This is a genomic window from Aeromonas sp. 84A (assembly GCF_051919345.1).
Classification (GTDB): domain Bacteria; phylum Pseudomonadota; class Gammaproteobacteria; order Enterobacterales; family Aeromonadaceae; genus Aeromonas; species Aeromonas veronii.
The window spans coordinates 3,646,473-3,667,243 of the sequence record NZ_JBQBEW010000001.1 but is presented as its reverse complement, the minus strand read 5'-3'; the positions used below and the strand labels follow the sequence as shown (position 1 = coordinate 3,667,243).

At 57.9% G+C, this 20,771-nt stretch carries 18 protein-coding genes and 2 pseudogenes; 10 read left to right on the top strand and 10 right to left on the bottom strand.

Going from position 1 to position 20,771, the window contains the following annotated elements; all coding sequences use genetic code 11:
* Positions 1-19: 19 nt before the first annotated feature.
* The 3 genes and pseudogenes from arsB (at position 20) to ACTG20_RS16525 (ending at position 3,151) form a co-directional block, all read left to right on the top strand.
* Positions 20-1,084, top strand: coding sequence for an ACR3 family arsenite efflux transporter (arsB, locus tag ACTG20_RS16535; RefSeq protein ID WP_019445633.1), 1,065 nt, complete (start codon positions 20-22; stop codon positions 1,082-1,084).
* Between the two features lie 75 nt (positions 1,085-1,159).
* Positions 1,160-1,585 carry a glutaredoxin-dependent arsenate reductase gene (gene arsC / locus ACTG20_RS16530; RefSeq protein ID WP_160880705.1) on the top strand — a complete coding sequence of 142 codons (426 nt, stop codon included), beginning with the start codon at positions 1,160-1,162 and terminating at the stop codon, positions 1,583-1,585.
* Positions 1,586-1,943: 358 nt separating this feature from the next.
* A pseudogene (locus ACTG20_RS16525) lies at positions 1,944-3,151 on the top strand (NupC/NupG family nucleoside CNT transporter).
* 77 nt (positions 3,152-3,228) lie between these two features.
* Here the strand turns inward: ACTG20_RS16525 and ACTG20_RS16520 are convergent.
* Both ACTG20_RS16520 and ACTG20_RS16515 read right to left on the bottom strand, forming a co-directional pair.
* On the bottom strand, positions 3,229-3,531 hold the full coding sequence (locus ACTG20_RS16520) for a hypothetical protein (protein WP_234915321.1): 303 nt from the start codon (positions 3,529-3,531) through the stop codon (positions 3,229-3,231).
* A gap of 45 nt (positions 3,532-3,576) precedes the next feature.
* Positions 3,577-5,328 (bottom strand): hypothetical protein, encoded by a 1,752-nt coding sequence (locus ACTG20_RS16515; protein ID WP_439987821.1) that lies wholly within the window; start codon positions 5,326-5,328, stop codon positions 3,577-3,579.
* A gap of 443 nt (positions 5,329-5,771) precedes the next feature.
* On the opposite strand from ACTG20_RS16515, the gene ACTG20_RS16510 reads away from it, so the two are divergent.
* Positions 5,772-5,921, top strand: coding sequence for a hypothetical protein (locus ACTG20_RS16510; protein ID WP_005338159.1), 150 nt, complete (start codon positions 5,772-5,774; stop codon positions 5,919-5,921).
* A 183-nt stretch (positions 5,922-6,104) separates the two neighbouring features.
* Here ACTG20_RS16510 and ACTG20_RS16505 read toward each other — a convergent pair whose 3' ends face one another.
* Complete coding sequence (locus tag ACTG20_RS16505; RefSeq protein ID WP_194495853.1) at positions 6,105-6,881, bottom strand: BPL-N domain-containing protein; 777 nt, start codon at positions 6,879-6,881, stop codon at positions 6,105-6,107.
* 348 nt (positions 6,882-7,229) lie between these two features.
* Between ACTG20_RS16505 and ACTG20_RS16500 the strand changes: the two genes are divergently transcribed.
* Both ACTG20_RS16500 and ACTG20_RS16495 read left to right on the top strand, forming a co-directional pair.
* Positions 7,230-7,763 (top strand): metal-dependent hydrolase, encoded by a 534-nt coding sequence (locus ACTG20_RS16500; RefSeq protein ID WP_194495854.1) that lies wholly within the window; start codon positions 7,230-7,232, stop codon positions 7,761-7,763.
* 119 nt (positions 7,764-7,882) lie between these two features.
* Positions 7,883-8,073 (top strand): annotated as a pseudogene (locus ACTG20_RS16495) (IS481 family transposase); the annotation flags it as partial.
* 67 nt (positions 8,074-8,140) lie between these two features.
* Here the strand turns inward: ACTG20_RS16495 and ACTG20_RS16490 are convergent.
* From ACTG20_RS16490 to ACTG20_RS16460, 7 genes are all read right to left on the bottom strand, one after another.
* Positions 8,141-9,754 carry an anti-phage dCTP deaminase gene (locus ACTG20_RS16490; RefSeq protein ID WP_194495855.1) on the bottom strand — a complete coding sequence of 538 codons (1,614 nt, stop codon included), beginning with the start codon at positions 9,752-9,754 and terminating at the stop codon, positions 8,141-8,143.
* A 660-nt stretch (positions 9,755-10,414) separates the two neighbouring features.
* Positions 10,415-11,221 carry a tryptophan synthase subunit alpha gene (gene trpA / locus ACTG20_RS16485; protein ID WP_194495856.1) on the bottom strand — a complete coding sequence of 269 codons (807 nt, stop codon included), beginning with the start codon at positions 11,219-11,221 and terminating at the stop codon, positions 10,415-10,417.
* Positions 11,218-12,426, bottom strand: a complete 1,209-nt coding sequence (gene trpB, locus ACTG20_RS16480; RefSeq protein WP_194495857.1) for a tryptophan synthase subunit beta — start codon at positions 12,424-12,426, stop codon at positions 11,218-11,220. The genes trpA and trpB overlap by 4 nt, the downstream gene beginning before the upstream one ends.
* Positions 12,427-12,473: 47 nt before the next feature.
* Positions 12,474-13,970 carry a bifunctional indole-3-glycerol-phosphate synthase TrpC/phosphoribosylanthranilate isomerase TrpF gene (trpCF, locus tag ACTG20_RS16475; protein ID WP_194496048.1) on the bottom strand — a complete coding sequence of 499 codons (1,497 nt, stop codon included), beginning with the start codon at positions 13,968-13,970 and terminating at the stop codon, positions 12,474-12,476.
* A complete protein-coding gene (gene trpD, locus ACTG20_RS16470) occupies positions 13,970-15,013 on the bottom strand; it encodes an anthranilate phosphoribosyltransferase (RefSeq protein WP_194495858.1) in 1,044 nt (347 codons plus the stop codon). Before trpD ends, trpCF begins: the two co-directional genes overlap by 1 nt.
* Positions 15,014-15,023: 10 nt before the next feature.
* Positions 15,024-15,623, bottom strand: a complete 600-nt coding sequence (locus ACTG20_RS16465; protein WP_005359135.1) for an aminodeoxychorismate/anthranilate synthase component II — start codon at positions 15,621-15,623, stop codon at positions 15,024-15,026.
* Positions 15,616-17,250, bottom strand: a complete 1,635-nt coding sequence (locus ACTG20_RS16460) for an anthranilate synthase component 1 (RefSeq protein WP_194495859.1) — start codon at positions 17,248-17,250, stop codon at positions 15,616-15,618. Before ACTG20_RS16460 ends, ACTG20_RS16465 begins: the two co-directional genes overlap by 8 nt.
* 435 nt (positions 17,251-17,685) lie before the next feature.
* On the opposite strand from ACTG20_RS16460, the gene rnm reads away from it, so the two are divergent.
* From rnm to scpB, 4 genes are all read left to right on the top strand, one after another.
* Positions 17,686-18,567, top strand: a complete 882-nt coding sequence (rnm, locus tag ACTG20_RS16455; RefSeq protein WP_194495860.1) for an RNase RNM — start codon at positions 17,686-17,688, stop codon at positions 18,565-18,567.
* Positions 18,568-18,673: 106 nt separating this feature from the next.
* Positions 18,674-19,294, top strand: coding sequence for an L-threonylcarbamoyladenylate synthase (locus tag ACTG20_RS16450; protein WP_005338129.1), 621 nt, complete (start codon positions 18,674-18,676; stop codon positions 19,292-19,294).
* Positions 19,287-20,156: a segregation and condensation protein A gene (locus ACTG20_RS16445; protein WP_005347349.1), complete on the top strand. Its 870-nt coding sequence runs from the start codon at positions 19,287-19,289 to the stop codon at positions 20,154-20,156. Before ACTG20_RS16450 ends, ACTG20_RS16445 begins: the two co-directional genes overlap by 8 nt.
* Positions 20,140-20,712: an SMC-Scp complex subunit ScpB gene (gene scpB / locus ACTG20_RS16440; protein ID WP_005350230.1), complete on the top strand. Its 573-nt coding sequence runs from the start codon at positions 20,140-20,142 to the stop codon at positions 20,710-20,712. Before ACTG20_RS16445 ends, scpB begins: the two co-directional genes overlap by 17 nt.
* Positions 20,713-20,771: the final 59 nt, after the last annotated feature.

Genomic DNA, 20,771 nt, shown 5'->3' with positions numbered 1-20,771 from the left:
CGCCGCATCGGGAGCTGTGATGTCTGCAACATGTGATGCCAAGGCCGTGCCTGCCATCGGCTTTTTTGAACGTTATCTGACCGCCTGGGTCGCCCTCTGCATTCTGGTGGGGATTGGCCTCGGGCAGGGGTTGCCGGATCTCTTCAAGGCGATCGGCGCCATGGAGGTGGCCAAGGTCAACCTGCCGGTGGGGCTGCTGATCTGGGTGATGATCATCCCCATGCTACTCAAGATCGACTTTGGCGCCCTGCATCAGGTGAAGGGGCACATGAAGGGGATTGGGGTCACCCTCTTTATCAACTGGCTGGTCAAACCCTTCTCCATGGCCTTCCTCGGCTGGCTCTTTATCCGCGTGCTGTTTGCCGACTGGTTGCCGGCGGATCAACTCGACAGCTATGTGGCGGGGCTGATCCTGCTGGCGGCGGCCCCCTGCACCGCCATGGTGTTTGTCTGGAGCCGCCTCACCAACGGCGATCCCTACTTCACCCTGTCGCAGGTGGCGGTGAATGACCTCATCATGGTGTTTGCCTTCGCGCCGCTGGTGGCGCTGCTGCTCGGAGTCTCCAGCATCATAGTGCCGTGGGATACCCTGCTCACCTCTGTGGTGCTCTATATCGTCATCCCGGTCATCATCGCCCAGCTGCTGCGCAAGGCTTTGCTGAAAAAGGGAGAGGCCCATTTTGACGGCGTTATGACCCGCATCCAGCCTTGGTCGGTGGCGGCCCTGCTGCTCACTCTGGTGCTGCTGTTTGCCTTTCAGGGCAACGCCATCATTGAGCAGCCGCTGGTTATCGCCCTGTTGGCGGTGCCCATTCTGATCCAGGTGCTGTTCAACTCAGGGCTGGCTTACTGGCTCAACCGCAAGGTGGGGGAGAAGCACTCAGTTGCCTGTCCTTCCGCCCTGATCGGCGCCTCCAACTTCTTCGAGCTGGCGGTGGCCGCCGCCATCAGCCTGTTCGGCTTTCACTCCGGCGCGGCGCTCGCCACCGTGGTAGGGGTACTGATCGAGGTGCCGGTCATGCTGCTGGTGGTGCGGGTGGTTAACGCCAGCAAACCCTGGTACGAAGCGGGGCTGGGCCGTTAACTGATGGCCGCTAACAGATGGCCGCGAACTGATGCTATCCATTTTCTATTCACTTGATTAATGAGAGACACGCAAATGAGTGCAATCACCATCTATCACAATCCGGAATGTGGTACCTCCCGCAACACCCTGGAGCTGATCCGCAACAGCGGCGTGGAGCCCACTGTCATCCACTATCTGGAGACGCCCCCTTCCCGCGACCAGCTGGTGGCGCTGATCGCCGCCATGGCCATGCCGGTGCGCGATCTGCTGCGCAAGAACGTGCCCCCCTACGAGGTGCTCGGGCTGGCGGAAGATCGTTTCAGCGATGATGAACTGATCGATGCCATGCTGGCCCACCCCATCCTCATCAACCGGCCTATCGTGGTCACGCCTCTTGGCACCAAGCTGTGCCGTCCGTCGGAAGTAGTGCTCGATATTCTGCCCGATCAGCAAAAAGGGGCCTTCGCCAAGGAGGATGGCGAGCAGGTGGTGGATGCGAGCGGCAAGCGCCTCAAGTAATCATCTGAACGCTCAAGTACGGATTGAAACAGGGCCAGCGTCACGCTGGCCCTGTTTCGTTGTGTGAACAAGTTGAAAAAGTTATTCCGGCCAATCGTTTTACCGCTTTTTCTGTGACGATGATCACTGTACCATCGCCGCCCGACCTGCCACCCGGCCGCATCTCCCCCTGCGACGGCGCTGGCGTCACCCGATACATGCTGTCACCCGGAACGTGAATGACCCCAGGATGGGACCCGCCACTAACCTGTAGGTTTGTGGTCTGCGTGTCGCGTGGGTCGGCATTTCTCTCGCCGGATCTCCCGCGACGCCTGTCTGCAGACTTGCCATATGAAACTCCTCTCTTCATAGGTGCAAGATGACACTGTTATTGAGTCTGGTCGGTATGCTGGCCCTGATGTTTATCGCCTGGCTGGCGAGTGAAAACCGCCGAGCCATCCGCTGGCGAACCGTGCTGGGTGCGCTCGCCCTGCAAACCGGTTTTGCTGCCCTGGTGCTCTATTTCCCCCCGGACAAATCATGCTCGGTGCCATGAGCAATGGCGTCTCCGCCCTGCTCGGCTTTGCCGACAGCGGCATCCGTTTCGTGTTTGGCGATCTCGCCAGCAACGGCTTTATCTTCGCCGTGCGGGTGCTGCCGCTGGTGATCTTTATCAGCGCGCTGATCGCCGTGCTCTACCACTTCGGCATCATGCAGTGGGTGATCCGGGTGCTGGGTGGCGCCATTCATCGCCTGCTCGGCACCAGCCGCGCCGAATCTCTGGTGGCCACCGGCAACATCTTCCTGTCGCAAGGGGAGTCGCCGCTGCTGATCCGTCCCTTCCTCGCCGGTATGACCCGCTCTGAACTCTTTGCGGTGATGACCTGTGGCATGGCTTCGGTGGCGGGCTCGGTGCTGGGCGGTTACGCCGGTCTGGGTGTGGATCTTAAATACCTCATTGCCGCCTCCTTTATGGCTGCGCCCGGTGGCCTGCTGATGGCCAAACTGCTGGTGCCGGAGCAGCAGCAGGTGAGCGATCAGACCGAGATCACCCTCGACAAGAGCGACTACAGCAACGCCATCGATGCGCTGGCGGGCGGCGCCATGGGCGGCATGAAGATCGCCGTGGCCATCGGCACCATCCTGCTCGCCTTTGTCAGCGTGATCACCATGATCAACGCCGGTCTCACCACCGTCGGCGAGTGGTTCGGCTGGGCCGATCTCTCCCTGCAGCAGCTGCTGGGCTATCTGTTTGCTCCGGTGGCCTGGCTGATTGGCGTGCCCGCCAGCGAGATGATGGCGGCAGGCTCCCTGATTGGTCAGAAGGTGATCATGAACGAGTTTGTCGCCTATCTGGACTTTGCCAATATCAAGGCGGATCTGAGCGCCCACACCCAGATCATCATCACCTTTGCGCTGTGCGGTTTTGCCAATCTGGGCTCCATTGCGGTGCAGCTCGGCTCCATCGGCACCATGGCACCGGAGCGCCGTCACGATGTGGCCAATATGGGCTTCAAGGCGGTGCTGGCGGCGACCCTCGCCAACCTGATGAGCGCCACCCTGGCCGGGATCTTTGTCTCCCTCTGATGAGATAAAGCCAGGCTGCGCCAGTAAAAAAGCGCCCGCCCCATCTGGGGCGGGCGCTTTGCTTTATGGGCAGGGTGCTAGCGAGCGTTCGCTTCCCCCAGCCGTGGGTTGAGGGAGAGGATCCGGGTCTTGCTGACCCGGTGGCGATAGATCTCCCGCAGATAGAGCAGCGCCTTTTTCACCGATTCGCGGCTGAGGCGAATATCGTTGATGGAGACGAACTTCTCTTTCTCGCGGATAAGCTCCCGATATTTCTTCTCATACATGGGCTTGATGGCGTACCAGTTGGTATCGAGGATCTTGGCCGGGTTCTCGAATTCGTTGAGCATGCTGTCGAGCAGCGCATCGTTCCACTCCTCATTGCAGATCATCTCGATCACCGCCTTGTCCAGATGCTCATCGAAGCGATAGTGATCCTTGGCAAATCAGCGCTTGATAAAGGCCACGATCAGGGTCAGGAAGTCATCGCTCAGGCAGGGGCTCTTGACGATCAGGGTGGTGAGGGAGATGTTGGCCGACGCCCCGATGACCAGCGCATACCGCTTGAGGGTGGTATTGGGGAAGAGCCCGTTGAGGTGAGACTTGAGCCGGTTGAGATCCATATAGGAGAGCTTGTACTCCTTGGGCAGGGAGATGATCGACACCACTGAGGAGCAGTTCTTGAAGAAGTGCAGCTCGTTGAGGTGGGCCGGGTCATGGCCACTTTTCACATAGTCGTCCAGATACTCTCGATAGTTGCCCGCCTCGATGGGCAGCAGACTGATCCCCTCGATGGCCTGGGTCATCTTGTTGAAGTGGGGCAGCTCGATGGAACGGGTGAAGAGATCGTCCACATTGAGCCCGTCCTCCTTGTCAAACAGGCCGCCGGGGGGCGAGATGGACTCGGCATACGCCACCGCCACCGGCCCCGCCAAACTCATAAAGAGGTCGTTGGCATCGAGTTGAATGGTCTCGCTGATGTCGATGCCTGCCCGGCGAAAGTAGTTCTCGTCGTAGTCTGTGGTGACGGCCTGGGCGGTAAGAATGTTGAAGATCTGCTGGGAGATGTACTGGTTGGCGTACTTCTCCATGGTGTTGACGTCAACATGCTGGATCTCGCCATCGTCGCTCTCTTCGGCGTAGCGCATGATGTCGTTGGAGATCAGCATCATGGCATTCCAGGGCCTGATCCGCTTGAGCATGCTGGCATCGCACGCCTGCTCGTTGTCGAAGTGATAGGAGAAGTCCCACTCCTCGGCCAGATACTTGCACAGCAAACGCCCCGCGTTGATGTGCAGTGCTTCCGAGATCTCGATACCCCGATCACAGATATTGGGCAGGATGCAGATGCCGCTGGTGAAGATGGGGTCGAACATGAAGTGCTCCCCGAGGGAGAGGTGCTCCTCCTCTTCTGACGGGGGTGAAAAGGTCTTGCTCATGTAGGAGTACTGCTGGGCCAGCCCGAACTCGGAGGCCATGCCGGAGCCTGTGCCGCCCCCGGCGCTGAAGATGTAGAAATAGAGGCGGGACTGGTTGGCCTTGATGCCGCAGGAGTCGACCAGATAGGTATGAATGGCCTGCCACTCGGAGTTGGCGAAGTAGTGGGGGCTCTTGTTGAGGATGATCTTGGCCAGATACTGGCCAAGGATGGGGGCGTTACCCGCACCTCCCGCATGGATCTCCGACAAGTCCATCACCCGCATCTTGGCGTAGTCACGCAAGGAGCCACCTTCGCCGCTGCGATTGGAGTGGCGGATGCGGCCATCGATGTCCTTGTCCAGATCCCCCAGCATCACCATGGGCTCGATCAGAAAGACCGGTCGGGCCCCGTTGTTTGGCAGTCGCAGATTGCGCCGGATCCAGCTTACCGGACCAAACTCCTTCTCCCGCTTTCGTTGCTCTTCACTATTGAACTCATTGAGATAAAAGCTGCGGGCGTTGTAGACCAGCGAGGCCACATCCTGCGCGATGTTGGAGCCGCAGCGCCCCAGCCCCACCAGACAGACGGAGGGAAAGTTGTGGGGCACGGTGGCGCCCGTTTCACTCTCTCCGATGGCGGCCGGAAACACCGCGTGGCGCAGCTGTTCCAGATTGGCAAGAATGCGGGCCAGATCCCCTTCGGTGTAGTAGAGGTAACGGTTGCCTGCGTCCTGCTCATCATCCGTGTTGATAGGTAGCAGATCGATATGCTCGGTCATGAAAAAAGATCCCTCTTGGCGGCGAATGTATATAAATCAGCAGCTTTGCACTGCCCGCTAACTCTAGATGATAAAAAGCGGGGGCGCGGTGAGAGGAGGGCGAGAGTTGTGACTGTGTGATCATGGGCACAGCAACACCCTGGAAATCTGCCGCTACTCCTCAACGGACGGATGGGGCAACGGCGCCCCATTCTCCTGAAAAGGGGGACGACTGCACTCAATCATGTGTTGGCCGCGTGCCGGATTATCCCGTTCTGAACGGCCTGTTTCCCTTGCGCTGGCGTGGTGGAACAAACACGAAAAAGAATTTTTAGATTGGTTTTACTATTTCCAATCGATTATTTGATTGGGCAGTAACGGCATTAGCGGTGTCAGATTAGGGGAGCAGGTTGGCCAACGCGCCGTCAGCCAGTCTTTACGCGGTCACACAAGGAGACACTCTGATGGAAACACTTGACCAGAAAATCGACACCATGCGAGAAGCATTTATGCAGCAAGAGCGCAAACAGGCCCACGACAAGTGGCAAGCCAGGGTCGAAGAGCTGCTACAGATACGGGGTGAGGAGAGACAACCGGAGGAGCAGGAAGAGTAGTGCTCGCTCCCGGGCGAAAGTTGAGGTAGCGAACGCTTCGTATCGGCTACCCGTGATCTGCCACCGATAAAAAAACCACCGACCTTTTGCAGGTCGGTGGTTTTTTTTATGGATGGCTGCCGATTGGATGGCCTGACTTCCGGGCCGAGCAATGGGGTCACATCCAGGGGCGTAGAGACGCGACTACTTCGAATGGGTGACGGGCTCTTCGGAGAGCAACTCGTTAACGAGTCCTGTGGCTAGATGAATATTCGACCCCATCTTGTCGCCGTCCACCGCATTCTCTTTCCACGATTCGGGGGCTTCGGGATGTGGCCCGGAAACGGCCACCTTGCCTTTGCCGTATGAGCTGATCAGCGCGGCAATATGATGGTTTTGAAAATGGGCGATGACCTTGACCTGCTCGGGGCTTGGCACCGGCGTAAATTGCGGGCCGGCCTGGTAATACATCTGGCGCTCTTCACCAAGCCAGCTGATCGGGAAGATCCTGGCGCTAAAGTCGCCGTCATAATCATCGGATGTCGCAGGAACAAGGCCCAGCGCCGGCACAAAGCCTTCATCCTCAGACCAGCCGGCGGATGCCACAAAGGCACCCCCACAGATCCCGAGGTAGCGGCCACCATTCTGCAAATAGGTTTTTAACGCCGAACGAGCGTCCGCGGTGAAGGCGTTGAGCAGCGGCTCAACATCGTCCTCAGTGCCGCCAACGATAAACAGCCTGGCATTATCGAGCTCTGCAGGCAGCGTCCCGATATTGGAGAGATACCTGACCGGCAAGCCCACCTGCTTGATCACATCCGCAATCGCTTTGGTGCTATCCCCGTCAGAAACCGGCCCGTTATAGATCAGCGCGTACGGCTCTTGTTTCGGCTGCGCAGAGGTGGCCTCAGCCATGCATCCTGTCATTAACCAAAGGCTGATAACGCTCGCAATCCGCATGACGCTTTTTGATACATTCATCGCTGCCACTATCCCTGTGATGTGAACCGAAGAGACTACTTATCACGATCCCGTTCTGCATGTCAGCCGCTGTTAAATGAACATTTCAAGTTAACGTGCCAACGCTGATTGGGCCTGCGTTCGATACACAACGAACGAGCCAATACAGAAGGGACAAACGACAGAAGCTCGGCTCCGGCTTAGGGGGCTCGTATAACAGCCGTTTTCATCACTTTCTGAGTGACGCCTCTTATGGCTGATGGAGAAGGATTCGAGGGGGATATCCAACAACAAAAGAAAGTGCACTTCACCTTCACTTCACCGAGCGGGGGTAGGGTAGGCTAACGTTTTCAGTTGGAGCTTTATTCTATGCCCACCATAGTCACTCACGCCGCCGTCCCTCTCTGCCTTGGACTCGGGCTTGGCAGCCGGATTATCCCGCCGCGCCTGCTGCTGGCGGGGGTCGCCATCGCCATGCTGCCCGATGCCGATGTGCTCGCCTTTAAACTGGGGGTCGCCTACGGCCATGTCTTTGGCCACCGAGGCTTTACCCACTCACTGCTGTTCGCCTTTGCTCTCCCCACACTGGCCATGCTGTTTCACCGCCAATTTCGGGCCAGCGCCGCCACCGTCTGGTCGTTTCTGCTGGTCTCGCTACTCTCCCATAGCCTGCTCGATTCCCTCACTACCGGCGGCAAGGGGGTTGGCTGGCTCTGGCCGTGGCGTGACGAGCGTTTCTTTGCCCCCTGGCAGGTGATCCGGGTTGCCCCCTTCAAGCTGGAGGCCTATCTCACTGCCCGAGGTGAAGCGGTGATCCTCTCCGAGCTCTACTGGGTCTGGTTGCCGGGGGTTGCATTGATGCTGATGTTGATGGGGTGGCGGGGGTGGGGAAGAGAGCAGTAGGTGTGGGATTGGAAAGGGGGGATATATCGTGGCGGAGCAAAAAAATAAAAACTTGGACACCCATCTTTTGGGCCTGGCAATGCTACGGCTTGCTCAGAAAGATGGGTGCCCTGAATTTTGTCAAAGGGAGAACGATCTGGTATGAGTCGCTAGAGCAGATGCAGACAGACTTAGATCGCTACCTAGAGCACTACAACACCCATCAGCCACATCAGGGCCGGATGATGGAAGGGCAGACTCCTACAGCATGTTCAAGAAGAATCTGGAATTGATACCGAAGGAAGTGCGCTCTCGCTCTAAAGTAGCGTAAAATAAGACACCGGTTTGAGGCCGTGTCAGGTGATAACTAGATCTGTACACACGTTGTTGAGATTATATTATTCAGCTGATTTTGTATATGTACAATCAGGATAGTTAATGCAACCCCAAAACTTTTTGCCTATGTTCTTTCCTTTTCTTGCAGTCTTTAAATCCATCACCGAACCACACTTAATACAAATGGGTTTTTCATATATCACTGATGGTTTAATTGCTTCAGCTATATAGCTATCAAAATAGTCACTATATTTCTCTTCCTTATCAATATATGAAATTACGTTCAATGGCATTCTTGGGGGATGTTCTCCTCGACGCCATTCAATAACATCACCATCTTTTTTTCTTTTAATCTTTCTGCCAGACGATAATGACATAGAAAAGAGATCCATGTAACGTCTGGGACCAACACCAACAAATGGCTCAAAATAAACCTTGGTCTGAGGAAGATTGATATTTTTGGACGACGTTAGTACATCAATGGAGTCGTTATGAAGGATGGTCGCATAACTTTTAGGATATGGCTCAATAAATTTTACTATTTTTATCCCCGCTGCTACGATATGTTTAGCACAATTATGACAAGGAAATGTTGTGGTGTATAAAATTGTATTTTTAATCGCTACACCATTCCGAGCTGAAGTTAAAATGGCATCCATCTCAGCATGTACAGCTCGACCATATTCAGTAAGGTCTAAAATGCCTGTGTTTTTTAATAACTTTTTACCTCTGGAAATTTTATTTACATCACTTTCATCTGGCGAATCTTCTCCTTCGATTGCCTTTAGGACATTTAAAATTATATCGTCTCTTTTTTTCTCATTAGCATCAGACTTCATTGCGTGATCACGCATGTCATCTGGGCCGGGCCAATATTGCCCACCTCCAAACTTTTGAACATCATTTGCTCCTGTGGAAATAATGTCATTATTTTCACTAGTTATCACTGCACCAACTTGTCTCGAAAGGTCACCAGATCTAATTGCAGACATATATGCCATAAACATAGAGTGTTCTTCAGCGGTAGGGGTTATATTGGGACTGCCAAAAATAAGATCGATAAATCTACTTAATGTTGAATCTAGATCATGATTGTCAAGGTTGATGAAAACATCAGCTAGTTGAAATGCATCTCGAGTTCTCTGTCCGTGTTCATGATTTTCAGAGTAATCGCGATCTATTAGATTTTCAACATCTTCAGGGTTTGTAATGTCGAGTGATGTTTTTAAAAATTTAACTCGAGTTTCTTTACTTGATGTAATTCCTAACAAATAAAACCCACAACCATATATCCTTCGCATAGTATCTATTTCTTCAGGGCGTTTGAATGACCTGACAATATATGCATTTCTATTTGTACTTTTATCTTTCCTTGATTTATGGATTTCATTGGCAGTTAAAATAGCAAAGAAATCGTCTCTTTGACTCTGTTGTCTTAGTCTTGCGCCATTTTGCATTCCCTCGTGAATTTTATCTAATGTGTTAGACGGTTTTTTATCTTGGATGTTATATTTTTCAGCTAGTGTACTTAAGTGGATTCTTTTGATGGAATATTTATATTGTTTTACTAGGTTTTCTAACTTCGTCGATATTGTATCAAGATCAACTCCAACCGGAGAGACTAATCCAAAGCAAATTTCACCATCGTTAATTTCAAATTCAAAATCTTTATCCATGATTATCTCGTTATATATTAAAAATTATCGAATTGATTATATGGAAAGGCTGTGAAAAAAATAAACGCGTTTTTTATATAACTTCACCCAACTCGGATAGTAGCCACAATAAATTAAAAAATAATATTACACCCTACTCTGATACCTGAGCGTATTCACTGACTTCTCCTCTTAACGCTACCAATAGAGACTGTGTAGAAAAACACTGTTCGGAGTCAGCTATGGAACGCTTGGACAAGGCTACCGCCCCTGAGTGACAGCTCCCAGTCCGCTGCTGTTAACCTGCGAGATTGCAACAATCGCTGTCATGGCGTTCTTCCGAGAGGTTGATTGTCATTCGGGTATCTTAAGGGGGAGGGGAGAGGGTTGAGAAGCGTGTTTTGGTGGGAATCTGTGTTGGATCAATAAATTAGTTATTAAGGTGTGGGTTGAGAGAGCAACTCATTTGGTTGGGAATGCAAAGCTACCCTCACCCCAGCCCTCTCACGGAGGGAGAAGGGGCAAGACGCCCAGAGTTGTAAGCGGGGGCAAGCGAGATAAAAAGAAAGGGAGCCGGTCAGGCTCCCTTTGATGCAGTGATTGCAGCTATATCGCTATACGTGGTGTTGATACGCAAGCTGGACCATCAGGGCCACAGGCAGCTGACCCAATTATCCGACCTTAGCGGTTGGTCGCAGCCTTCATCCCTTCCACAAACTCTTTCAGACGAGTGAGCATATGTTCCGGGTTCTGGTAGTGGGTCTCGATGATTTTCACCACGGCGGAGCCGGAGATGGCTCCGGCGGCGCCAGCTGCGATGGCTTCACGCACCTGAGCCGGTTCGCTGATGCCAAAGCCGAGCAGGGCGGGGGGCGCCTTGAACTCGCGCAGGGTATTGATCAGCCCCTCCACCGGCATGCCGGCCTTGGTCTCGGCACCGGTCACGCCCGCGCGGCTCACCAGATAGGTGTAACCATTGCCAAGCTCCGCCACCTGTTTCAGGGTCTCGGCGTCGCCATTGGGCGGGGCGATAAAGATGCTGTCGATGCCGAACTTGTCGGCGGCCGCCTTGTAGGGGGCGCACATCTGCACCGGCACGTCGGCGACCAGCACCGAATCCACGCCCGCCTGCTGGCACTTCTCGTAGAAGCCGTCAATTTTGCGCACATAGACCAGGTTGGCGTAGACCAGCAGGCCAATGGGCAGCTGCGGGTACTTGGCGCGGATGCGGCCAAGCAGCTCGAAGCAGTCGTCCGGGGTGGTGTGGCTGGCAAAGGCACGCAGGGCGGCGCCCTGAATGGTGGGGCCGTCTGCCACCGGATCGGAGAAGGGAATGCCGAGCTCGAGGGCATCGGCGCCCCCTGCGACCAGCGCATCGATGATGGCCAGCGACAATTCGGGAGTCGGGTCACCCAGCATCACGAACGGCACAAAGGCGCCCTGATTTGCTTCATCCAGACGGGAGAAGAGTTGTGCGTAACGGTTCATGACAAGGTTCCTTCTTTCTCGATGCTTTTTGTTTCCAAGATGTCAGCCACGGTGAAGATATCTTTGTCGCCACGGCCGGAGAGGTTGACGATCAGCACCTGCTCTTTTTCCGGTTCACTGCGGGCCATCTTGAGGGCGTGGGCCAGCGCGTGGGAGGACTCCAGCGCAGGTATGATGCCTTCGGATTTGGCCAGCTCCTGGAAGGCGTCCAGCGCCTCCTTGTCGGTCACCGAGGGGTACTCGGCGCGGCCGATGGCGGCCAGATGGGCGTGCTGCGGGCCGACGGAGGGGAAGTCGAGCCCCGCCGAGACGGAGTAGGACTCCTGAATTTGGCCCTGATTGTCCTGCATCAGGTAGGAGTGCATGCCAAAGAAGACTCCCTTGCTGCCGTGACCGAGCGGCGCACCGTGCTCGCCGCTCTCGATGCCATGACCACCCGGCTCGACGCCGATGAGGCGCACTGAAGGCTCATCGATAAAGTCGGCAAACATGCCGATGGCGTTCGAGCCGCCGCCAACGCAGGCGATCACTGCGTCGGGCAGTCGCTCTTCCTTCTCGAAACACTGGGCCTTGGCCTCTTCGCCGATCATCTTCTGGAACTCCCGCACGATAGTGGGGAAGGGGTGCGGGCCGGCGGCGGTGCCGAGCAGGTAGTGGGCCGACTCGTAGTTGGCAGCCCAGTCGCGCAGCGCCTCGTTGCAGGCATCTTTCAGTGTGCTGGAGCCGGAGTGCACCGGAATAACGGTGGCGCCCATCAGCTTCATGCGAAAGACGTTGGGCTTCTGGCGCTCGCAATCCTTGGCGCCCATATAGACCCGGCACTTGAGGCCGAGCAGGGCGCAAGCCAGCGCAGTCGCCACGCCATGCTGACCGGCACCGGTTTCGGCGATGATCTCGCTCTTGCCCATCCGCTTGGCCAGCAGCGCCTGACCCAGCACCTGGTTGGTCTTGTGGGCGCCGCCGTGCAGCAGATCTTCACGCTTCAGATAGAGGCGGGTCTTGGTGCCCTTGGTCAGATTGCGGGTCAGGGTGAGCGGAGTCGGGCGACCGGCATACTCGGTCAGCAGGGACTGAAATTCGGCGATAAAGGCCGGATCATCCTTGGCATCGACGAAGGCCTTCTCCAACTGGAGCAGGGCCGGGATGAGGATCTGGGGCACGTACATGCCGCCAAATTCACCGAAAAACGGGTTGAGCAGGGTCATGGTTTCTTCCTTGTATTAGCTAAATCGAAACATCGAAAAGGGTTGCGTTACAGGTTGCGCAGTGCGCCGAAGGCGGCTGCAATCTTGTGCGCATCCTTCTGGCCCGGGGCACTCTCCACCCCGGAGTTGAAATCAAGGCCGAGGCAGCCCACTTGTGCCGCCTGCAGGGCGTTGTCGGGATTGAGGCCCCCCGCCAGCATCAGTTTGCTCTTGTCGAGCGTGGCCAGCAGGGCCCAGTCGAACGCCTGACCGGTGCCGCCGCTCTGGCTGCCTACTTTGGTATCGAGAAGCAGGCGATCCGCCGGATAGTCGAGGGCGGGCAGCGGCTCGCCGCTTGTGACTCCGATTGCTTTCCAGATCTGGCAGCCAGTCGGCAGCAGTGGGCGCAGGGTATCGATATAGGCGGCATCCTCATCCCCGTGCAGTTGCACAGCGGCGAGCCCCAGCGCATCCACCGTCTTGGCAATGGTGGCGGGCTGGGCGTTGCGAAATACCCCGACGTAGGAGAGCGGTGCGCCCGCCATCACGGCGCGGGCGGCGGGAATGTCCACATAGCGCGGGCTTTTGGAAACAAAGATCAGGCCGCCAAATACCGCGCCCGCCTGATGGGCGGCGGCGGCATCTTCGGCGCGGGTGAGGCCGCACACCTTGTTCTGGCCCAGTACCAGCTTGCGCACCGCAGCCTCCAGATCCGGCTCGGCCATCAGGGATGAGCCCACCAGAAAGCCCTTGGCGTGGTGGCGCAGATCCGCCACCTGAGCGCGGTGGTTGATACCAGACTCGCTGATCACCACCCGATCGTTCGGGATATCTTTAGCCAGCTGTTTGGTGCGGGCGAGATCGACGCTCAGGTCGCGCAGATCCCGGTTGTTGATACCGATCACCGGCGCCCCTAGCGCGATGGCGCGGGTCAGCTCCTCCTCGTTGCTCACCTCGGTCAGCACACCAAGGCCCAGCTCCTTGGCCACCGCGAACAGGGCGCGATAGCCCTCGTCGGTGAGCACCGAGAGCATCAGCAGGATGGCATCCGCTTGATAGTGGCGAGCCAGATAGACCTGATAGGGGTCAATCATGAAATCCTTGCAGAGCACCGGCTGCGATACGCGACCTCTCACCCGCGGCAGGAAGGCGAAATCCCCCTGAAAGAACTTCTCGTCGGTCAGTACCGAGATGGCGGTGGCGTATTTGCCATAGATGTCGGCGATCGCCTCCGGGCTGAAATCGTCGCGGATCAAGCCCTTGGAGGGGGAGGCCTTCTTGCACTCCAGAATAAAACGGGTGGAGCCCGCCTTGAGCGCGCCAACGAAATCCCGATCGCTGGGGGTCAGTGCGCTCTGGAAGCTCTCCAGCGGCTGGGCCAGCTTGCGGGCGGCAACCCACTCCTGTTTGGCCGCCACGATCTTGCCGAGAATGGTCTGGCTGATGGGGGCCATGTTCAGAAAAGCATGGGGGGCAATAAGGTCTGACATCTCGTTATCCTTGCGAAACTGGCTCTTGCCCTGTGGGCGTTCTGAATGACTGCTGTGCGACATGGTGGCTGACATCATGCCTCCTGATGGCCCGCGTCCTGATGGCTCGTTCCCTGATGACTCAACGTGGCGAGCCGGGCGGCGAGCTCCGCAGCCTTGCCGCTCGCCAGCACCGCCAGCACCTCGGCCGCCGCGCTCTTGAGATCTTTCGCCTTGCCCGCCATCAGCAGCAGCGGCGCCACATTGGCGGCAATGGCGGCGTTGTGGGCCGGGGTGCCACGCCCTTCCAGAATGGCGGCGGTGATGGCGCGGTTCTCTTCAGGCTCCCCACCCTGAATGGCGCTCACCGGATAGGTCTCGAGGCCAAAGTCAGCCGGGGTGAGCAGAAACTCGCGGATCTCGCCGTCACGGATCTGGGCAACCTGGGTCGGGCCGTGGATGGCAATTTCATCCAGCCCGGCGCCGTGAACCACCATACCGGTTTTCAGCCCCAGTGCCAGCAGGGTTTCTGCGATGGGGCGCACCAGCTCGGGGGCATAGACCCCCATCAGCTGATAGGTGGGGCGAGCGGGGTTGATAAGCGGCCCCAGCACGTTGAACAGGGTGCGGGTCTTGAGGGCTTGGCGCACCGGCATGGCGTGGCGCACGCCAGCGTGGTACTGGGGGGCGAACAGGAAGCAGATGCCTAGCTCATCCAGACAGCGGCGCGCCTGCGCCGGGCTCATGTCGAGCTTGATGCCCATTTTATCGAGCAGATCGCTCGAACCCGACTTGCTCGAGACCGAGCGGTTGCCGTGCTTGGCCACTTTCAGGCCGCAGGCGGCGGCGACTAGTGCCGAAGTGGTGGAGACGTTGATGGTGTTGAGGCCATCGCCACCGGTGCCGACGATGTCGCAGAAGGCATAGTCCGGACGCGGGAAGTCGCGCGCTTCTGCCAAGAGAGCCTCGGCGGCGCCGGCGATCTCCTCCGGGGTCTCTCCCTTGATCTTGAGGGCAGTCAGCAGGCTTGCGAGCACGATGGGGTCCACTTCGCCACGTACCACTTGGCCGAAGGCGTCGCGGGTACTTTCACGGCTCAGAGACTGACCCTGATAGAGGGTGTTGAGATGTTGATGCATGTTGGTCTCCTTACCGCACACTGCTTTCTGGACGGGTGATATGGGCGAGCGCCTGGGTCAGCAGACGGGCCCCTTCCGAGGTCATGATGGATTCCGGGTGGAACTGGAAGCCCAGTACCCGCTCATCCTGCTGCTCGATGGCCATGGGCATGCCTTGATAGTGGGCAATCACCGTCAGCTCTTCCGGTACATAGGTGGCCACCAGCGAGTGGTAGCGGGCTACCGGCAGCGGGCTCGGCAGACCGGCAAAGGCGCCGTGGCCGTTGTGCTCAATCAGCGAACGCTTGCCGTGGACGATCTCGCCTGCCGCACCGACGGTGCCGCCGTAGGCTTCGCAAAGGGCCTGATGACCGAGGCAGATACCGAGGATGGGCACCTGACCGCGGGCCAGCTTGATGAGATCAATCAGGCAGCCCGCCTCGTGGGGGGCGCCCGGCCCCGGCGAGAGCACCAGCACGGCATCCCCTTCGCAGGCGGCGATCTCGCTCATGATGCGGCTGGCCGGCAGGCTGTTGCGGTAGATCCGCACCGGATAACCGAGGGAGCGGAACTGGTCGACGAGGTTGTAGGTAAATGAATCGAAGTTATCGAGCAGAAAGATGTTAGTCATGGCTCACGTCCTTATGTTGCTCCTGCTGGGCGCTCAGGGCTTGCAGGGAGGTGCCATGGCTGGCAGCGATGGCGGCCAGCACGGCGGCCGCCTTGGCGCGGGTTTCGTCCGCTTCGGCTTGCGGCTTGGAGTCATAGACCACCCCGGCACCGGCCTGTACATGGGCCACGCCATCTTTGACAAACGCCGAGCGGATGACGATGCAGGTATCCATCTCGCCGGCACCGTTGATGTAGCCGACCGCGCCGCCGTAGCTGCCGCGGCGCTTGCCTTCCACCATGCGAATAAGCTCGCTGGCGCGGATCTTGGGGGCTCCGGTGAGGGTGCCCATGTTCATGCAGGCCTGATAGGCGTGCAGGGCGTCAAGGTCAGAGCGCAAGGTGCCGACCACCTTGGAGACCAGATGCATCACGTGGCTGTAGCGATCCACTTTCAGCAGCTCCTTGACGTAGCGGGTGCCGGGCTCCGAGATGCGGGCGATGTCGTTGCGGCCCAGATCCACCAGCATCAGGTGCTCGGCCACCTCTTTTTCGTCCTGACGCAGCTCCAGCTCGATACGGCCATCGAGATCCCGGTTGATGCTGCCATCGGGGTTGAAGCCGCGGCGGCGGGTACCGGCGATGGGGTACATCTCCACGTCGCGGCTGGCGGCGCAGAATTTCACCGCGCTCTCCGGCGAGGCGCCAAACAGGGTGAAGCCCTCATCCTGCACGTAGAACATGTAGGGGCTGGGATTGGTCTGCTTGAGGCGGCGATAGGCGGCCAAGGGGCTGGGGCAGGGCAGGGAGAAACAGCGGGACGGCACCACCTGGAAGATGTCGCCACGGCGGATAAAGCCCTTGAGCTTCTCCACCTCGGCGCAGAACTGCTTGTCGCTCTTGTCCACGCTCATGCCACCGGTCAGGGGCTGGGTGGTCAGCTCGGCGCTTAGAGGTTGCTGGCAAATCTGTTTAAAGTCGGTGAGCCGTTCGGTCAGGCGGGTGTATCTGTCTTCCACCAGGCTCTCGTCGCTGTCGCCGCCGAAGATGCAGGCCAGCAGTTGAGTGGTGCGCTCGATATGGTCGATGGTGATCAGGGTTTCGGCCACATAGAAGCAGTAGTCGGGGCAGTCGTTGCTCCCCTGTGGCACTTCGGGCAGATCTTCAAAAGAGGCGATCAGGTCGTAGGCAAAGCTGCCCGCCATAAAGAGGGCCTCTTTGCCGAGCTGGCAATCAAGCTCCCGCTGCAGGGTGCGCAGCACGTCCAGCACGCTGCTCCCCTTGAGGCGGGAATCTTCGTCCAGCTCCCGATCGGAGGCCGGGAAATCGAGCTGCAGCTCGTCATCTACAAGCGAACGAGCCACCACCACAGGCAAGCGCTCGGCCAGCAGGCTTTGCAACTGGGCGCCGTTGTCGTTCAGGCTGCGAACCCGCACGGTGCGACCACGGCACTCGATGCGCAGGCAGGCGTCTACCAGCAGCAGGCTCTGTTTGCCCGCCTTGGAGTCGATCTCCACCGATTCCAGCAGCAGGTTGTTGGGGCGGCCCTGACAGAGGCGGGTATAGAGCGCCAGCGGATCGGCCACATAGGGGGCGTTGAGCTTGAGGGTATCGAATTCACCCAGAGGAAGGCGATGTGTGGCTGTCATAGTGCATTCCCTTGCGTGTGATGCGTTTTACCGATGTTCATGACATTGAATTCCTTGAAAATTAAATTGGTTTAGGCGGTTTCATCAGGGGCGCCATCGCCAGGTCAGCTTGCTTGTCTGAATTCTCGGTTTCATCACAGGTCCATTTGCCGGATAATAAAAAAGCCCGCTGGGGTCAGCGGGCTTTTTCTTTGGGTTCTTAATTTGCTGTCAGATTACAGGTACAGCAACGACCACACGCCCGCATGTCAGGGAGTGTGCCACCACCAGATGGTCAGGATGGAAGTCGTTTGCATGATAAAGTCCTGTAAAAAGATGTTTGCAATGAAGTGCCTACAGAAAACGATAAAGCCGCGGCCAAGTCAAGTCGCTTTTTAGCCTTCTTTCACCGATTTGCCATGAATGGTGACCTGACCACGAGAGCGGAATAACCTGATGAGATTCGATCTTCACTGCCATACCACTGCCTCCGACGGGGTGCTGAGCCCAGCCGAACTGGTGCGCCGCGCCGCCGAGAAACAGGTCGAGGTGTTAGCAGTTACTGACCACGATACCCTTGCCGGGCTTGATGAGGTGCGCCGCACCATCGATGCAGAGCAACTGCCGCTGCGACTGGTGAGCGGGGTCGAGATCTCCACCGGCTGGGAGCATCACGAAATTCATATCGTGGCACTGGGGGTGGATGAAAAAAATCCGCAGTTGACCGACTTTCTGGCCAGTCAGCTGGCCCGTCGCGAAGCGCGCGCGCTGGAAATCGGGCGTCGTCTGGAGAAGTGCCTCATCCCCGGCACCTATGAAGAGGCCAAGGCGCTCGCCGGTGACGCCGCCGTGACCCGCGCCCACTTTGCCCGGGTGCTGGTGGCACGCGGGGTAGCCGACAACATGCAGAAGGTATTCAAAAAGTACCTGAGCCGTGGCAATAAAGGGTATGCCCCGGCCGAGTGGCCCGAGATGAGTGAAGCCATCGCGGCCATTCACGCCGCCGGTGGGCTGGCGGTGCTGGCCCACCCCAGCCGTTACGATCTCACCGCCAAGTGGATCAAGCGGCTGCTGGTGGCCTTCAAGGTGGCCGGTGGGGATGCCATGGAGGTCTCATTGCCTCAGCAGAGCCCGCAGGAGCGGGCCAATCTGGGCCAGTGGGCCAAGGAGCACGACCTCTATATCTCGGTGGGATCGGATTTTCACTTCCCCTCCAACTGGACCGAACTGGGCCGCCACCTCTGGCTGCCCAAAGAGGGAATGCCCGTCTGGTTGGCCTATCCCGGTCACTTTGGGCTCACCACCGAGCAACATGCCGAGCTGCTGGCGAGTCGGTAACGGCATCAGCGAAGCGGCCACAAACAGGTTAAGGTAGTGTCATGGGTCTTTGGCCCGTGACCATACGAGCGGGCAGGTATTGCTGCCCCCATTGCGAGAACAAGTTATGAGTCAGCATTTTTACGTACATCCGGAAAACCCCCAGGCCCGACTGATCGGTCAGGCGGTACAGATCATCCAGAACGGCGGCGTTATCGTCTATCCGACCGACTCCGGTTATGCGCTGGGTTGCCAGATGGGTGACAAGGGCGCGCTGGAGCGCATCTGCCGCATCCGTCGCCTCGATGCCAACCACGACTTCACCCTGGTGTGTCGCGATCTCTCCGAGATCTCCACTTACGCCAAGGTCGACAACAGCGCGTTTCGCCTGATCAAGAACAACACCCCGGGCGCCTACACCTTCATCTTCAAGGCGACCAAAGAGGTGCCGCGCCGCCTGATGAACGAGAAGAAGAAGAGCATCGGCATCCGGGTGCCGGACAACAAGATTGCTCAGGCGCTCTTGGAAGCCCTCGGCGAGCCGCTGCTCTCCACCACTCTGATCCTGCCGGACTCCGAGATGGCCGAGTTCGACCCGGAAGAGATCTTCGACAAGCTGGGCAAGCAGATCGATCTGGTGGTCAACGGCGGTTATCTGGGCGAGCAGCCCACCACAGTGGTCGATTTCTCTGACGACGAGCCGGTATTGCGTCGTCGCGGCGCCGGAGACCCGACTCCGTTTGAGTGATGTCGCTGAACCGGTGACAGTTCCTTCCGCCGAGACGGGGACTGGCGCCGCGCTACCCATCGCGAAAGTCCTGGGGCAGCCCTATCACGAGCTGCCTCAGGACCTGTTCATCCCACCCGATGCGCTGGAGGTGTTCCTCGATACCTTCGAGGGGCCGCTCGATCTGCTGCTCTACCTTATCCGGCGTCAGCAGCTCGATATCCTCAACCTGCCAATCCTTCAGATCACTGCCCAGTACATGGAGTACGTGGAGCTGATGCAGGGGCTCAACCTTGAGCTGGCGGCCGAATACCTGCTGATGGCGGCCTGGCTGGCGGAGATCAAATCCCGCCTGCTGCTGCCCAAGGCGCCGGAGCTGGAGGATGAAGATGAGGGAGAAGACCCGCGGGTGACCCTTATTCGCCGCCTGCAGGAGTACGAGCGTTACAAGGTAGGGGCGGAGAGGGTCAATGAGCTGCCACGGGTGGAGCGGGAGATTTATATCGCAGCCGCCTTGCCCCCCGATTTTGGTGCCCTCAAGCCACTTGCGCCCGATGTTTCGCTGGTTGAGCTCGCCCTTTACATGCAAAGTGTGGTAAAACGCGCGACTCATTTCGAACATCACCAGATCCGCCGCGAACAGATCCCGACCCGGGTGCGCATGGCGGAGATCCTTGCCATGCTCACCCTGGGACAGACCCTGCGCCTTGAGCAGGTGCTGCGCGCCGAAGAGGGGCGCATGGGGGTGCTGGTGACGTTTCTGGCCCTGCTGGAGCTGTGCAAGGAGCAACTGATCTGGATCCTGCAGGCAGAACCCCTTGGCCCAATCCATTTCGCATTGGCCGAGCAGAGCGAGGAGGGCAACCGTGGCGCTGCCCACTGAACGACTCAAGACCCTGATCGAAGCGGCGCTGTTCGTGGCCGGTCGTCCGCTCAATGTCAGCGAGCTGAAAAGCAGCGTGCTGGCCGATTATCCGGTGACCAGTCGTTATGTTCAGCTGCTGTTGGCCGAGATCAGGCAAGATTACAGCTCGCGAGGCGTCGAGCTCAAAGAGGTCGCCTCCGGCTGGCGCTTTCAGGCGCGTCAGGAGTATGCCGAAGAGCTCTCGCGGCTCTGGAGCGAGCGGGCGCCGCGTTATTCGCGCGCCGTGATGGAGACACTGACCCTGATCGCCTATCGCCAACCCATCACCCGGGCCGAGATCGAAGCGATCCGCGGGGTGGCGGTGTCGAGCCAGATAGTGAATACCCTGAAAGAACGTGGCTGGGTGCGCAGCATAGGCCACAAAGAGGTGGCCGGTCGCCCCGAGTTGCTCGCCACCACCAGAGAGTTTCTGGATTACTTTAATCTGCAGAGTCTGGAGCAGCTCCCCGAGCTGGATCCGGAGCTGCAACCCCTGTTGCCCTCTGCGGTGGACGGGGAGAGCGATGCCCGGTGAATGGCGCCCAAGCGTGCCGATGTCACCGAGATATACATTTTTCAACTGTGGCGAGTGCT

Coding starts and splice junctions, on each gene's coding strand:
- ACTG20_RS16500 (WP_194495854.1), top strand. CDS start 7,230: ATGCCCACCATAGTCACTCACGCCGCCGTCCCTCTCTGCCTTGGACTC.
- trpD (WP_194495858.1), bottom strand. CDS start 15,013: ATGCATCAACATCTCAACACCCTCTATCAGGGTCAGTCTCTGAGCCGT.
- rnm (WP_194495860.1), top strand. CDS start 17,686: ATGAGATTCGATCTTCACTGCCATACCACTGCCTCCGACGGGGTGCTG.
- ACTG20_RS16465 (WP_005359135.1), bottom strand. CDS start 15,623: ATGACTAACATCTTTCTGCTCGATAACTTCGATTCATTTACCTACAAC.
- trpA (WP_194495856.1), bottom strand. CDS start 11,221: ATGAACCGTTACGCACAACTCTTCTCCCGTCTGGATGAAGCAAATCAG.
- trpB (WP_194495857.1), bottom strand. CDS start 12,426: ATGACCCTGCTCAACCCGTTTTTCGGTGAATTTGGCGGCATGTACGTG.
- ACTG20_RS16490 (WP_194495855.1), bottom strand. CDS start 9,754: ATGGATAAAGATTTTGAATTTGAAATTAACGATGGTGAAATTTGCTTT.
- arsB (WP_019445633.1), top strand. CDS start 20: ATGTCTGCAACATGTGATGCCAAGGCCGTGCCTGCCATCGGCTTTTTT.
- arsC (WP_160880705.1), top strand. CDS start 1,160: ATGAGTGCAATCACCATCTATCACAATCCGGAATGTGGTACCTCCCGC.
- ACTG20_RS16505 (WP_194495853.1), bottom strand. CDS start 6,881: ATGAATGTATCAAAAAGCGTCATGCGGATTGCGAGCGTTATCAGCCTT.
- trpCF (WP_194496048.1), bottom strand. CDS start 13,970: ATGTCAGCCACCATGTCGCACAGCAGTCATTCAGAACGCCCACAGGGC.
- ACTG20_RS16510 (WP_005338159.1), top strand. CDS start 5,772: ATGGAAACACTTGACCAGAAAATCGACACCATGCGAGAAGCATTTATG.
- ACTG20_RS16460 (WP_194495859.1), bottom strand. CDS start 17,250: ATGACAGCCACACATCGCCTTCCTCTGGGTGAATTCGATACCCTCAAG.
- ACTG20_RS16515 (WP_439987821.1), bottom strand. CDS start 5,328: ATGACCGAGCATATCGATCTGCTACCTATCAACACGGATGATGAGCAG.
- ACTG20_RS16450 (WP_005338129.1), top strand. CDS start 18,674: ATGAGTCAGCATTTTTACGTACATCCGGAAAACCCCCAGGCCCGACTG.